Source organism: Ruegeria sp. CF3, assembly GCF_056537365.1.
Map to the genome: position 1 here is coordinate 404,238 of NZ_JBQFRK010000003.1, position 13,614 is coordinate 417,851.

Genomic DNA, 13,614 nt, shown 5'->3' on the forward strand with positions numbered 1-13,614 from the left:
CGGCAGCTCGGCGCTGCAAGTCGTTTTCAAAGGCTCATCGCCAGAACCCGGCTGATTTCCGTCAGCGATCGCCCGGATTGTCCCATCCATGTATTGAACGCGGCCTGCACCGCGGCCATTGCTTTTTTGGAGGTTGCAGGTTTGTCGATAACGCCCTCAGCGATCAGACGAGCTGTTACATCTTGGGACAGAATAAAGCTGTCCCGACCGGCAAATCGCATAGCATACTGCGCCGAAGCACCGCCAAGCCGCGATCCGCGCTTGGCGAGCATCTGTAGCAAGCCGACATAATCCTGTGATGGCCACCCGCCCAGAATTTGCCCGACGCCACCTTCCGCGCGGAGTTCTAGCAGAAACGCGGCATTGTCGCGCACTGTGGCAATCTTAGTTCCGTTGCGGACAATGCGGGTGTCCTGCAGCAGTGCGTCGAATTTCTCGTCATCCATGAATGCGCAGCGTCCAATGTCGAAGCCGTCAAATGCCGTTTCGAATCCGTCCCACTTCGATTCGATCACTTTCCAGTTAAACCCTGCCTGGAACACGGTTTTCGTAATAATCGATAACCAGCGATCATCTGACATCGCCACCAATTCGGCGATTGGTTTAGGCTTGCTTAGCTTGCTTTCCAGTTCGGCGGGGCCGCCGTGGCGATCAGCCGATATCTGGTAGATCTTTTCAAAGTGACGCATCTCCCAGACCCTCCCTTATCCAGATGCTGCCTTATTAAGAAGATTTGACAAGGCAAATCAGATCTTGAGATGAAGCGCGTGTTTTATATTGACTAGTCAATCAATATCTTTGACGGTTCCGAACTGACGGTGTTAAGTGTGTGTATTGCCGAGTGGAGCAGCAGGGATGGGTTGTGTTTTCACGCTTGATGAAGCGCGTCGGACCCGGAACAACTGTTCCCTTTCCTTTTTCGGCTAAACTTGTGCATGTTGCGAAATGTGCTGTGACCACAAATGATCCTGGGCGGGCTCGATATCGCCATGGGGCAAACGTAAAAAACAGGGAGTTGTTGTTATGAAAAAGCTAAGCGTGAGCTTTTTGGCTATCGCAGTGGCCGGGGCGGCCCATGCCGCAGATATGGGCGCGGTCGATGAACCGATCAAGCTGGCGATCAACGAATGGACCGGTCAACATGTGACCACCCATGTGGCGGGTGAGATGCTGAAGGCTGCCGGTTATAACGTAGAATACGTGACCGCCGGGATGATGAATCAGTTCCAGGCGTTGGCCGATGGGGACATTGACGCGACATTGGAAATCTGGTCGTCCAACGTGTCCGACGAATATGCCAAGAAGATCGACGAAGGCACCGTTGTTGAAATCGGCGATCTGGGGCTTGATGCCAAGGAAGGCATTGCCTACCCGGCACATGTGGCGGAGCTCTGCCCGGGCCTGCCTGCGTGGGAAGCGCTGAAAGAGTGTGCGCAAGTTTTTGCTACGGCTGAAACTCTGCCCGGTGGCCGTCTGGTCGATTACCCAGCGGATTGGGGTACGCCCGGCGCGGATCGTATGACCGGTCTTGAATTGCCGTTCAAAGCGGTCCCCGCGGGTTCCGAGGGCGCTTTGATCGCCGAATTGCGCGCCTCGACCGAGCGCAAGTCGCCGTTGCTGATCACCTTCTGGCAGCCACATTGGGCGATGTCGGCATATGACGTACAGTTTGTCGAACTGCCTGCAGGCGAAGAGGCGTGCTTTAACGATCCGTCTTGGGGCCCGAACCCCAACGCAGTGAATGATTGCGATTTCTCGCCGTCACGTATCTTCAAGGCCGGTTGGAGCGGCATGGCAGACAAGTGGCCCGCTGCCTATGAAATCCTGACTAACTATCAGCTTTCGGTCGAAGACCAGCAGCCAATGATGGGGGCGATCGACGTAGATGGTGGCGCGGTCGAAGAAGTCGTCGCGGCTTGGATGGCCGAGAATGAAGACAAATGGCGCCCCGTCGTTGACGCGGCAACGCAGTGAGTCCGCTTAAGTGACTGAAGCGAATACGCCAGCCATCGCCTGCCAGAATCTCTGGCAGGTGTTTGGCCAAGGTGCCGACAAAGCTCTGACCGACGCGCTGTCTCGGTCAGGGAGTGACGCTGACAAAGCCGCCGCCGATTTGCGCGAACTGGGGTTTATCCCTGCTGTTCAGGATGCCAATTTCGAGGTCAAAGAAGGCGAGCTTTTTGTCATCATGGGTCTGTCCGGCTCGGGCAAATCAACGCTGATTCGTTGCATTTCGCAACTTCTGCCCGGTACGGGCGGCGAGATCCGTGTGGATGGCGAGAATGTCATCGGCGCATCGAAGAAGACCCTGACTGAACTAAGGCGCAAGAAGCTGGGCATGGTTTTCCAGCATTTTGGCCTGTTCCCTCATATGACCGTGGCCGAAAACGTGGCTTATCCGCTGCGTGTGCAAGGCGTCGGTAAAAAGGAACGTTTGGCGCGTGCGCAGGAAGTAATCTCGCTGGTCGGCCTGGAAGGCCGCGAAGATAGCTTTCCTCGGCAGCTTTCGGGTGGTCAACGCCAACGCGTAGGGATCGCGCGCAGCCTTGCGGTGAATCCCGATATCTGGTTTCTGGACGAGCCGTTCTCGGCCCTTGATCCTTTGATCCGTCGCCAACTGCAAGATGAATTCCTACGCATCCAGGCGACGTTGAAGAAATCCATCGTCTTTATCACTCACGACATTCAAGAGGCGCTGAAACTGGCCGACCGCATCGCCATCATGCGCGATGGCAAGATCGTTCAGATCGGCACGCCGACGGATATCGTGCTGCGTCCGGTGGACGACTACGTGCGCGAATTTTCTAAGGACGTGGCCAAAGGCCAGCATGCCAAGGTTGCTTCGGTCATGCGTGATGATGCTGATCGTGGGCCGGATGATCCGGGCTTGACCACATCCATGACGCTCGACGCGGCGCTCGCACATTGCATGGAGCTGTATGAACCCGTTCCTGTCCGCGATGCAGACGGCAATATTGTCGGTACGGTTCATCCGTCCGATCTCGCCGCAGCCCTGCAGGTGGATGAAGCATGACCGCTGTGACGGATATCCCCGCGCGGCAGGCCCGCCTGACGGCTGGGGCGCAGGCCGCGCTGATTACCCTTGTCGTTGGCGCGGTTTGCCTTGCGCTGGAAGGCGTCGCCCCAAGGCTGGTCACATGGCCCAAAGAATGGGAACTGCCTGCAACGCAATGGGTTGGGGCGTTTCTCGACTGGTTTCTGAATGGCATTAAACCGGCGATGCGGTTGTTTTCGGACCTGATGACGTATCCGATGAATGCTGCAAACTACGTGCTCGGCAGCACGCCCTGGCCGATCTTGATTGGGGTCGTCACTGCGCTGGGTTGGTATCTGGGCGGTTTGCCGATGGCGGCGCTGGGGTTCTTTGGCCTCAGCTTCGTTCTGGCTTCAGGCTATTGGGCCGAGAGCATGAATACACTGGCCCTTGTCGCCGTATCTGTCCCCGTGGCGCTGATTATGGGCGGGGCTATCGGTATTCTTGCCAATGAAGTGCCACGTGTGAAGGCCTTTGTTCAGGCAGTACTGGACATCATGCAAACGGTGCCGACCTTTGCCTATCTGACGCCGCTGCTGCTTCTGTTTGGCTTCGGTCCGGTGGTCGGCCTGATCGCTTCGGCCATCTACGCCGCGCCACCTATGGCTCGCAACGTTATGCTGGGGCTGGAACGGGTAGAGCCCGAAATCAAAGAAGCTGCGATCATGTCCGGCGGGACGCGCTGGCAGCAGCTCTTTCAGGTCGAAATTCCTGCTGCCACGACTCAGATCATGGTTGGTGTGAACCAATGCCTGATGGCCGCCCTGTCGATGGTGATCATCGCTGCGGTCATCGGCGGCTTCAACGACATCGGCTGGGAAGTCCTTTTGACCATGCGCAAGGCACAGTTCGGTGAATCCCTCATGGCCGGTTTGGTCATCGTTGTCTTCGCAGTGATCATCGACCGGATGAGCGGTACTTTGGCAACCGAGCGCAAGCGATATGACAGCCGCGTTGTCTGGGCGATGCTGGGCTTTGCAGTGCTATTTACCGCTGCCTTCTGGTCCCGGTTGCCGAACCCGTCTGACCTTACAATTCTGGACCCGATGGCCGAGGCGATTGACACCGGCCTGACCTCATTTACGCAGGCTAACGGGCCTTGGCTGGACGCACTCAAGAACAACTCTCTCTTCTATGTGTTGTTGCCCTTGCGGATCGGTCTGGACCAGGCTGTACTACCGTTCACCTGGGGGTTCCAGTGGACCCCGAGCATGAGCTGGGGTCTGTTCGCCGCCGGTGCGGCTATCGCTCTGCTGATGGCATGGCGCGGGCATCTGACCGGTGGACTGATCGTTCTTATCCTGATCGGCATGCTGGAAACCGGCATATCAAACCTGCCTTGGCCGTTTGTCCTGACCGGCGCGGCTGCGCTGGGTTGGGTCGCGGGTGGCTGGCGTCTTGCAGCGCTGTCGGTTGGGCTGCTGTGTACCATCCTCGTTTCAGGCCTGTGGGAGCGGGCACTCCTGTCGCTCTACCTCAGCGGTGCCGCAGTGTTTTCCTGCGCAGTAGTCGGAGGGCTGATCGGTCTTGCCAGCGCAGTTTGGGGGCCGGTCTGGAAAGTGGTTCGCCCGATCTGTGATATGCTGCAGACGATCCCACTGTTTGTGTTCCTGATCCCAGTTCTGATGGTGTTTCAGATCGGTGAGTTCTCGGCCTTCCTGGCGATCTGCGCCTACGCCATCGTCCCGATGATCCGCTACACGCGACACGGGCTGGTCAACACACCCGAGGAAATGATGGAAGCCGCAATCTCCAGCGGCGCGACCGAGTGGCAGATCATGCGCGACGTCCGCGCGCCCTATGCCGCACCGACCATCCTACTGGGGCTGAACCAGACCATCCTCTATGCCTTCGCCATGCTGGTGATTGCGGCACTGATCGGGACAACCGGTCTGGGCCAGTCGATTTATCTGGCGCTGGGACAGGCGGATGTGGGGCTTGGCATCTCGGCCGGTGCTGCCATGGCAATTTTAGCACTGATCGCTGATCGTATGGTGCAGGGTTTTGCCGAGGAACGCCGAAAGGCACTGGGCCTGTAAGACAGGGCAGGGGCGGGTAACCGCCCCTTTGCCCTCACTTGATTTCGGACAAAGACCAGCGCGCTGTCACGGCCTAAACCGGGCGCAACACGTTCGGAGATTACGATGACCGGTTGGGGCCTCTTCCTCGCAGCACTTGCCACATTCCTTCTTAGCCACATGATTCCAGCACGCCCCGCAGTGCGCGGCTGGCTGATCGGTACGATGGGAAAGCGCGCATATTTCGCCAGCTATTCAATGATTTCGCTAGCAGTTTTGGCCTGGTTGATCATCGCCGCCGCAAATGCACCCTATGTCGAAGTGATCCCGCCGCTTCCAATCTTTCGCTGGGTGCCTTTGCTGGTCATGCCTATAGTCTGCTGGTTGGCCATTGCGGGCCTGTCGATCCGGAACCCGTTCTCATTCGGAGGGCTGGGGCACCGTCCGTTCGATCCCGAAAACCCTGGAATCCTGCGCACGACGCGTCATCCGATACTTGCGGCGTTGATGCTATGGGCTTTGGCACATCTGTTGGCCAATGGAAGCCTGTCGCATGTCATCTTGTTCGGCTTGTTTGCTGGCTTTGCGGTGATGGGCATGGCGCTCATTGATCACCGCACCGCGCGCAATTTGGGGACGCAGTGGGTACGCCTTTCCCGCAATACCGCGCGCCTGTCACTCAGCGCGCCCCGCCCTTGGCCCAGCCTTTGGGTCTGGTTGACTGCTTTGGCTTCTTACGCGGTTCTCCTCCACCTGCACGCATCGGTGATCGGGCTTTCTCCGTTGCCTTAATGGATGAAGGTGGTCGGACAAGCCGACGCGTGCTATCTGAAAAGTCACCAATTGAACTTTGAGGTCCAAAAAATGCATCTGGCCTATGTTACGACAACCGATCGCGGCGCAACCGATCGCCTGCTTAGCGAATTTGCGGATGGTCTTGTGCAGGCCGGAACACCGATTGCCGGGGTTGTGCAGACCAACACCGAATGTGCCGACGGATATAAATGCGATATGGATCTGAAAGTCATGCCGACCGGGGAAACCATTCGCATCTCACAATCTCTTGGCAAGAACGCTCGGGGTTGCCGTCTGGATCCGGCTGAATTGGAACGGGCCGTCGGCCTCGTGACGCGGTCGCTTGAGGATGGCCCTCAATTGCTGATCATCAACAAGTTCGGAAAGCACGAGGCGGACGGGCGGGGCTTTCGCCCTATTGTCGCCGACGCACTCGAGCGTGAAATTCCCGTCTTGGTGGGCGTCAATCAGTTGAATATTGAAAAGTTTCAGGAATTCGCCGGCGGCATAGCCGAGGCGCTTGGCCCCGATGTCAGCAGCCTGACTGAGTGGTTTGACAAAATATCCCAAACTGACGTTCAACCCGCCGCGGCATCTGGCGGCTGAAGCCCAGGCATCCATCTGCTGAGCTGCGCGCATTGTTTCACGCGCCCAACTGCCGCAAAAATGGTGGACTTGAGCCCACACATCGGGTCTAGCTTCGGTCAAAGTTGCAATCCGGCGGCCAGATATCCTGGGCGAGTGCCGACGAAATGGGCTTATCCATGATCGAAGATCAGTGCGTCTCAGATGAGCGATCTCTGGAAGCCGCTTGCGGGGTCGATGACCCGGCAGCGAAGCAATCCCGTCTCGATGGGTTGATGTCGACAGATCGCTTCTGGTTAAGCATAGTCACGGCTTACTTTCTGCTTCATGTCGTATTGCGAGTTGCAACCGGCGGCGCGCTTGGTCTGGATGAGGCTGAGATACTTCTTGATGCGCGCCGCTTGGAATGGGGCTACGGCCCGCAACTGCCACTTTATGCCTGGCTGCAATGGGGCATCTTTCAGATCACCGGTCCCGGCATATTAGGGCTGTCACTGCTGAAGAACGGGATGCTGCTGGCGACGGTTGTCACGCTGTACCTGACCATACGAACCCGTCATGCGCCACTGTGGGCAGGGCTGTCGGTCCTGTCACTTCTGATGCTCTATCAGTTTAGTTGGGAGGCGCAACGCGCGCTGACGCATACCGTTCTGGCCAATCTCTGCTCGGTTCTGACCTTCGCGGTGATTTGGGGGCTAATTCGCAAACCGACGACTTGGGGATTCGTCTTGCTGGGCGTAGTCGTGGCAATGGGAAGTTTGTCAAAATACAACTATGCGATCGCGCTGCTGGCCATGTTGCTGGCGGCTTTCAGTGCATCTGAGACGCGCAAGCCTCTCTGGTCGCCTCGACTGCTGCTTTCGTTGGGTGTCGCCGCATTGCTTGTCACACCACCGGTGCTATGGGTTCTGAACAATCCCGAACACGCATTTGCAAGCGCGCGCAAGTTGGACATGAGCAGCGATGGCCCAACCACATTGATCGCGCTGCAAGGCTTGGTTGAGTTGGCCTTGGCGTCGGCTGGGTTTGTATCGCTCTTGCTGATCGTACTGGGCGTCCTTTGGTCGATCTATCTCAGGCAAGGGGTGGCCGCCAAAGGCGATGATCTGTGGCGATTGATGACGCGTACTCTAGTCTGGGCGTTGTTACTTATGGCGGCTGTAGTGCTTGTGAGCGGAAGCACCAACGTAAAGGATCGCTGGCTGCAACCGATTTTGATTTATGCCGGCCCCGTACTGTGTTTGTGGCTACTACCCAGAACAGGTCGTAAAGGCGTAAACCGATTTGCTCAGGTCAGCGCCGTTCTAGCGGTGTTTATCGGACTGGCGATGCTGCATCACAATCTGGCAGGGGATGCCAAACGCGCGGCCCCTTTCGCTACTTTGACCTCTGAGATAATCGCGCAAACAACGCCCGAAAGTGCAATTGTTGCTGACAATTGGATTTCCGGAAACATGGCCTATTTTGCGCCCGATCAGCCTGTTTACAGCGATCGGGACCCGCGCGCGCCAAATGCTGCTCTTCGGGTTTGGGAATCGGCTCGAAATGTCCCGAAGGACGTCGACCCAGCACAGGTGAAAACCTTGGTAGCGCCATACCGCTTTGACAACAACGAAGAGATGACGCTGTCATTTGGACCTGTGTCGCAATAGCGCGGGGACCATGGAAGTTGACATCGAACGTTGCTATCACCCAGATATCGGCCTGAACGAATGGCTCAATTTTTTCGGTGAGTAAGTGGTGGGCGACCCTGGAATCGAACCAGGCGTGCGTCTCCGCGAGGGAGTTACAGTCCCCTGCCACACCTTGCGGCCTGTCGCCCACTGTCAGGCGTTGCACCTGACGTGGAGGCGTGATTACTAGCGCGTCTAAAGGGCGTCAACAGGAAAATACCGCTTTGACGCAGGAAACCGAATTCCCGGCCCGGAGGCCCGTATCATGAAGAAACCAAAGTGGGTCGTTGAGAAGGAACAGGCGCGCAAAGCGGCTGCGGCAGAAACCGTCTGGCTGTTCGGTCTACACGCCGTACGCGACGCGCTGATGAACCCGAAACGGCAGAAGCTGCGCCTGATTGTGACGCGCAATGCCCGCGACAAACTGCTGGAAGCTATTGAATTTGCGGAGATTGTACCCGAGATCGTTGATCCGCGAAAATTCACCGCACCGATTGATCCGGGATCGGTTCATCAGGGCGCGGCACTTGAGGTCAAGCCGCTGGAATGGGGTGGGCTTGCCGAGAATTGTATCGGGCAGGAAAACCCACGTGTGCTTCTGCTGGACCGGGTGACAGACCCACATAACGTCGGGGCGATTCTACGCTCGGCAGAAGTGCTGGGCGCCAGCGCCGTCATTGGCACCCGCCACCATTCAGCGCCCGAGACCGGCGCTTTGGCAAAAACTGCCAGCGGCGCGTTGGAACGACAGCCCTATCTACGCGTGCGCAATTTGGCCGATACGATCATCGAGCTGCAGAACATGGGGTATTTAGTCCTGGGTCTGGATGGTGAGGCCGAACAGACGATAGAAGCCACGCTGGGCGACAAGCGTGATCGCCCGGTGGCGCTGGTGCTCGGGGCCGAGGGGCCCGGGTTGCGGCAGAAAACCAAAGAAACCGTCGATCAATTGGTAAAAATTGACGCGGCGGGGGGATTTGGTTCTCTAAACGTCTCAAATGCCGCGGCTATCGCACTATATGCATCCAAACCCAGATGACAGGAGGCCCCCATATCCACTCCACATAAAATTGCCACCTGCTGCTATTGCGGTACCCGTGCCGCATTGGTTCTTCGGGGAAAGCAACAGCACGAGCTGAGTTGCGCAAGCTGCGGCGCACCCCTGCATAATCTCAAGATGGTGCCAAAAGCCAAACTGGCAGATCGGCCGATCAAAAGTTACCAGCCGGCACAGAAGCACAAAAAATACAAAAAGAAGAAAAAGCGGGGTCTGTTCTCAAAGGTGTTGGACGAAGCCTGGGACGTGATCGAAGACGTTTTCGATTAACAACCGCACGCCCGTTCACATCGGCGTCATGGGGGTTTCAGATACGGTTTGAAATATGCATCTTGAAGCCCTCTAACCGCAATCCAGTGAATCACCTATGTTGTCTCGACGTTCCTTCTTGATCAGTCTCTTTTGTACCCCGTTTGCCTCTGTCGTCGGTGCGCAGGAAATGCCCATGTTCTACGTGGACGATGGGATGGCGGTCTCAGGCTATGATGCGGTTTCTTATTTCAAGGCTGGAGCACCAGAGTTGGGTCAGCCCGACATAGCGCTGATGTGGAAGGGTGCGATTTGGCGGTTTGCGTCAGAGGAAAATCGCGATCGATTTGAACGCAATCCGCGCGCCTATGCCCCGCAGTTTGGTGGTTACTGCGCCTATGCGATGGCGAAAGGCCTGCTAAGCAGTACCGATCCCAAGGCATGGCAGATTGTGGATGGGCGGTTATATCTGACCCACTCGGAAGCGATCGAACGTATCTGGGAACGCGATGTCACCAATTACATCCGCGAGGCCGAGGGGCATTGGCCTGCGGTTCTTTACCAATAAAACCTATTGCTCTTGGCTTAAGATCGGCGCGCGGCTTATGTAACGAGCCGTTCTGACCATGATCGCCGAAGGAAATGCGCACGGTCCCATTCGGCGGCATTCCGCCTTTTGTGATGTGTCATCACAAAAATGCGCGCGACCTCTTTTTTTTAGAAAACTCATGCTTAAATGTCACAGTGACCGCGGAATGGAACTGCCGCGGGTCATTTCACTGTCCCTCGTTCCAACAACTGGCGCTCAGGAGTTTCCTGGGCGCTTTTTTCTTTGCATGCGCTTGCTTATGGTGTGCTCATGAATGACTACTCCGACGATGTTCTGACCCAAATCCTTAGGCGCACCAAAGTGGTTGCGGTGGTTGGGGTTTCAATGAACCCGGTGCGGCCCAGCTATTACGTGGCGCGTTATCTGTCGCTCAAGGGATATCGGGTGATTCCGGTCAATCCGGGCCATGCAGGCAAGATGCTGTTTGGCCAGACGGTGCAGGCTTCGCTGTCCGATATTCCCGAGCCCGTCGATATGGTTGACATCTTTCGCCGCTCCGAGGCCGTGCCACCCATTGTCGACGAGGCGCTGGATGCGTTTCCCGACTTGCGCACCATCTGGATGCAGATCGGAGTTGAACATGCCGAGGCCGCTGCTAAAGCGCAGGCCCGCGATATCGACGTAGTCATGAACCGCTGCCCCAAGATCGAATATCAGCGCTTGTTTGGCGAACTGCGTATGGGTGGGTTTGCGACTGGAGTGATTTCGTCCAAGCTGTGACGGCCCTGACGTTTGTGTCTACGTCCCGGCCTGAATTGAACAGAAATGGTGCATTTGTTGAGGGGGAGGTCCAATTGACCTATACCCATTCAGCAAACCAATAAGACAGGACCATGCGGAATGATTGCTTATGTGACTGTTGGTGTTGACGATATCACGCGTGCCGAGCGGTTTTATTCGGCGTTCCTGCCCGCCCTTGGTTTTGCGTTGGAGCGGTATCACGGAGACTTGAGCTATGCGCTGCCAGTGCCGCCGGGGCAATCCCCGGTTCAGCCCGAGTTCTATGTAAAATCACCCTTTGATGGAGGCGCGGCTTCGGCTGGCAACGGGTCCATGGTGGCGTTTGAGGCGCGCACCCAACAGCAGGTTCGCGACCTTCACGCCGCTGCGCTTGCCGCAGGCGGGTCTGACGAAGGCCAGCCGGGCTTTCGCGCCTCGTATGGTCCGAATTTCTATGTCGGCTATCTGCGCGATCCTCAGGGCAACAAAATCGCGCTGTTTTCCAGCAATCCAAACGAGCCGGGGCGCGACGGGTAACGCTTTCGTCGGGTCGCTATGGCGCTTCGATCACTGCCCGCAGAAGCTCAGTCTCACGGGCTGGATGTTTGTTCCTGTCGCCGCTTTTCCAGAACCACTTCGCGTGGAACCCACTCGTAACGGGTGTCCTCAACCAGGGGCGACCAGAATAGCACTCCGCCATAGCGCCAGGGATCCAAGACAACGCCTTCGTACATGCTCTCTCCCTTGCGGCTGATAATGGCAGTGCTGTGGTCGATGCGGAACGGGTTATCCGCGTTGGCGATGGCGCGGTGCATTTCCAGAGTGCGGAACTGCTCCTGATCCAGTCGCCGCTCAATATCTTCAGCCCAGTGCCAGCACAGACCACGCGGACGCAGACCCTTGTTGACCTTGGCGTTGTGGATAAGCGGAGGGTCGGTGATCTCGTATTCCTGCGCCAGTTGCGCAGTATAGGCATAGGCGATGCGGGCGGCGCGGGTGGCCTCTTCCGGGTCGATATCGGGGCCGAGGCTTTGGATTTCAGCCGCCAGCCGCTGGACCTCATCTCCGGAAGACGGGGGAGGGGTGGCACAGGCGGCGAGGGTGGCAAGCGCTGCCGCGAACACCAAAGCTCTGATCATCTGCGCGTCCTTTGCCTCAATGCACCCGAAGCCGCAGTATAGCGGGCCGGGTCATCGCACGAAACCCGCTTAGTCTTTTGGTCGGGATGCCTTCTCCGTGATGCCGCTGGTGCCCTGTCGACGGGCCAGTTCGCCCAGCACATCATCCAGCGCAACATCGCGCGCGGCCAGCATCACTAGCAGGTGATAAAGCACATCAGCCGCCTCGGAGGTCAGTTTTCCCCTGTCCCCTTTGGCGGCTTCGATGATTGCTTCAATGGCTTCTTCGCCGAATTTCTCGGCACATTTCTCGGGACCTTTGGCCAACAGCTTGGCGGTCCAGCTGCTGTCTGGTTCTGCCCCTTTACGGGCCTCAATCGTAGCCGCCAGATCGTGCAGAATGCTCATGTCAGCCTCATCGGAATGCCAGCGGCGGCCATATGCACTTTGGCCTCGTGGATGGTGTATTCGCCGAAATGGAAGATCGAGGCGGCAAGTACCGCGCTGGCGCCACCTTTGGTCACACCTTCGACCAGATGATCCAGATTGCCCACGCCCCCGCTGGCGATGACCGGCACATCTACCGCGTCGGAAATCGCGCGGGTCAGGGGCAGGTTGAACCCGGCCTTGGTGCCATCGCGATCCATCGAGGTAAGCAGGATTTCCCCCGCGCCCTTGGCGACAACGGTTTTGGCAAATTCAACCGCGTCGATGCCTGTTGGCTTGCGCCCGCCATGGGTGAAAATCTCCCACTTGCCGGGGCTGACGGTCTTGGCGTCAATGGCGCAGACAATGCATTGGCTGCCGAACTGATCCGCTGCTTCGGCGATGACGTCCGGATTCGCGACGGCGGCCGAGTTAAAGCTGACCTTATCAGCCCCCGCCAGCAACAGGGCCCGCACGTCATCTTTGGTGCGCACGCCACCACCTACAGTCAGAGGCACAAAGCACTGCTCTGCCGTGCGTTGGACCACATCGAACATCGTGCCGCGGTTCTCATGCGTCGCATGGATGTCCAGAAAGCAGATCTCATCCGCTCCGGCGGCGTCGTATGCCTTGGCCGATTCCACGGGGTCACCAGCATCGCGCAGGCCAACGAAATTCACACCTTTGACCACACGGCCATCGGCGACATCCAAACAGGGAATGATGCGGGTTTTCAGCATGGGCTTTCCTTTGCTCGGGGCACCTGTACCGGCAAAGCCCCGCCGATGCCAGACTTGTGATTGTGATCTGTCGCGAAGCCATGGAAATTAGGGGTGAAATTTATGAAAAGGATTACGCAAATGCGACAACTTCTTTTGGCTTCAATTCTCACATTCGGAGGCGCCCTGTCCGCCATGGCTGACGACATCATCAAAGTGGAAACCAACAAATCTGTGGCCGAGGCGCTGGACGCGCTGGAAGCCGCCGTGGGCAATGCGGGCGCTACCGTGTTTGCCCGCGTGGATCACGCGGCGGGGGCGGAAAAGGTCGGAACGCCGATCCCGGCCAATCAGGTGCTGATTTTCGGCAACCCGGCTCTGGGCACTCCCGCCATGCAGATCGACCCGCGCGCGGGGCTGTTCTTGCCGCTGAAGGTGCAGGCCTACGAAGACGCAAACGGACAGGTCTGGCTGGCTTATGAAGATCCGAAAGAGACGATGGACGAGCTCGACGAAGTCGAGAAATCCCCCGTCATCGAAAAGATGCGCGGCGCTTTGGCGAAACTGACCGCCGCCGCTGCTCAATAAC

Annotated in this window: 16 protein-coding genes and 1 tRNA gene; 12 read left to right on the forward strand and 5 right to left on the reverse strand. The window is 57.6% G+C overall.

Translation table 11 applies throughout. The annotated features are described in order from the left end of the window. Window positions 1–26 precede the first annotated feature (26 nt). On the reverse strand, window positions 27–689 hold the full coding sequence (locus tag ACR0KC_RS13600) for a DNA-3-methyladenine glycosylase I (RefSeq protein WP_170512305.1): 663 nt from the start codon (window positions 687–689) through the stop codon (window positions 27–29). Window positions 690–1,023: 334 nt separating this feature from the next. Here ACR0KC_RS13600 and ACR0KC_RS13605 point away from each other — a divergent pair, with 334 nt between their 5' ends. The 6 genes from ACR0KC_RS13605 to ACR0KC_RS13630 all read left to right on the forward strand — a co-directional run bounded on the left by ACR0KC_RS13605 (window position 1,024) and on the right by ACR0KC_RS13630 (window position 8,105). Further along, window positions 1,024–1,974, forward strand: coding sequence for an ABC transporter substrate-binding protein (locus ACR0KC_RS13605; RefSeq protein ID WP_170392106.1), 951 nt, complete (start codon window positions 1,024–1,026; stop codon window positions 1,972–1,974). 10 nt (window positions 1,975–1,984) lie between these two features. Further along, window positions 1,985–3,034, forward strand: a complete 1,050-nt coding sequence (locus tag ACR0KC_RS13610) for a betaine/proline/choline family ABC transporter ATP-binding protein (RefSeq protein ID WP_170512340.1) — start codon at window positions 1,985–1,987, stop codon at window positions 3,032–3,034. Continuing rightward, window positions 3,031–5,094: an ABC transporter permease gene (locus tag ACR0KC_RS13615; RefSeq protein ID WP_480706742.1), complete on the forward strand. Its 2,064-nt coding sequence runs from the start codon at window positions 3,031–3,033 to the stop codon at window positions 5,092–5,094. The genes ACR0KC_RS13610 and ACR0KC_RS13615 overlap by 4 nt, the downstream gene beginning before the upstream one ends. Before the next feature lie 105 nt (window positions 5,095–5,199). Beyond that, window positions 5,200–5,865, forward strand: a complete 666-nt coding sequence (locus ACR0KC_RS13620; protein WP_170563835.1) for an NnrU family protein — start codon at window positions 5,200–5,202, stop codon at window positions 5,863–5,865. 72 nt (window positions 5,866–5,937) lie between these two features. Further along, a complete protein-coding gene (locus ACR0KC_RS13625) occupies window positions 5,938–6,474 on the forward strand; it encodes a DUF2478 domain-containing protein (RefSeq protein WP_480706739.1) in 537 nt (178 codons plus the stop codon). Between the two features lie 158 nt (window positions 6,475–6,632). Further along, window positions 6,633–8,105, forward strand: coding sequence for an ArnT family glycosyltransferase (locus tag ACR0KC_RS13630; protein ID WP_480791137.1), 1,473 nt, complete (start codon window positions 6,633–6,635; stop codon window positions 8,103–8,105). Window positions 8,106–8,191: 86 nt separating this feature from the next. Here the strand turns inward: ACR0KC_RS13630 and ACR0KC_RS13635 are convergent. Further along, window positions 8,192–8,275: transfer RNA gene (locus tag ACR0KC_RS13635), tRNA-Tyr, on the reverse strand. Window positions 8,276–8,391: 116 nt separating this feature from the next. Between ACR0KC_RS13635 and rlmB the strand changes: the two genes are divergently transcribed. From rlmB to ACR0KC_RS13660, 5 genes are all read left to right on the forward strand, one after another. Next, window positions 8,392–9,165 carry a 23S rRNA (guanosine(2251)-2'-O)-methyltransferase RlmB gene (gene rlmB, locus ACR0KC_RS13640; RefSeq protein ID WP_170625271.1) on the forward strand — a complete coding sequence of 258 codons (774 nt, stop codon included), beginning with the start codon at window positions 8,392–8,394 and terminating at the stop codon, window positions 9,163–9,165. A 12-nt stretch (window positions 9,166–9,177) separates the two neighbouring features. After that, the gene (locus tag ACR0KC_RS13645) at window positions 9,178–9,453 is read left to right on the forward strand and encodes a hypothetical protein (RefSeq protein ID WP_255612144.1); all 276 of its coding nucleotides are present in this window, start codon (window positions 9,178–9,180) and stop codon (window positions 9,451–9,453) included. Window positions 9,454–9,628: 175 nt separating this feature from the next. Then, window positions 9,629–10,000 (forward strand): YHS domain-containing (seleno)protein, encoded by a 372-nt coding sequence (locus tag ACR0KC_RS13650; RefSeq protein WP_170735482.1) that lies wholly within the window; start codon window positions 9,629–9,631, stop codon window positions 9,998–10,000. Between the two features lie 291 nt (window positions 10,001–10,291). After that, window positions 10,292–10,762 carry a CoA-binding protein gene (locus ACR0KC_RS13655; protein ID WP_170392089.1) on the forward strand — a complete coding sequence of 157 codons (471 nt, stop codon included), beginning with the start codon at window positions 10,292–10,294 and terminating at the stop codon, window positions 10,760–10,762. Between the two features lie 120 nt (window positions 10,763–10,882). Then, window positions 10,883–11,299 (forward strand): VOC family protein, encoded by a 417-nt coding sequence (locus ACR0KC_RS13660; protein WP_480706735.1) that lies wholly within the window; start codon window positions 10,883–10,885, stop codon window positions 11,297–11,299. A 53-nt stretch (window positions 11,300–11,352) separates the two neighbouring features. Here the strand turns inward: ACR0KC_RS13660 and ACR0KC_RS13665 are convergent, their stop codons facing one another. The 3 genes from ACR0KC_RS13665 to hisF all read right to left on the reverse strand — a co-directional run bounded on the left by ACR0KC_RS13665 (window position 11,353) and on the right by hisF (window position 13,046). Continuing rightward, window positions 11,353–11,901 (reverse strand): hypothetical protein, encoded by a 549-nt coding sequence (locus ACR0KC_RS13665; RefSeq protein WP_480586685.1) that lies wholly within the window; start codon window positions 11,899–11,901, stop codon window positions 11,353–11,355. Between the two features lie 69 nt (window positions 11,902–11,970). Next, window positions 11,971–12,288, reverse strand: coding sequence for a phosphoribosyl-ATP diphosphatase (locus ACR0KC_RS13670; protein ID WP_170401439.1), 318 nt, complete (start codon window positions 12,286–12,288; stop codon window positions 11,971–11,973). Next, the gene (gene hisF / locus ACR0KC_RS13675; RefSeq protein ID WP_480706733.1) at window positions 12,285–13,046 is read right to left on the reverse strand and encodes an imidazole glycerol phosphate synthase subunit HisF; all 762 of its coding nucleotides are present in this window, start codon (window positions 13,044–13,046) and stop codon (window positions 12,285–12,287) included. The genes ACR0KC_RS13670 and hisF overlap by 4 nt, the downstream gene beginning before the upstream one ends. Before the next feature lie 120 nt (window positions 13,047–13,166). Between hisF and ACR0KC_RS13680 the strand changes: the two genes are divergently transcribed. Then, window positions 13,167–13,613, forward strand: a complete 447-nt coding sequence (locus tag ACR0KC_RS13680) for a DUF302 domain-containing protein (RefSeq protein ID WP_480439179.1) — start codon at window positions 13,167–13,169, stop codon at window positions 13,611–13,613. Window position 13,614: the final 1 nt, after the last annotated feature.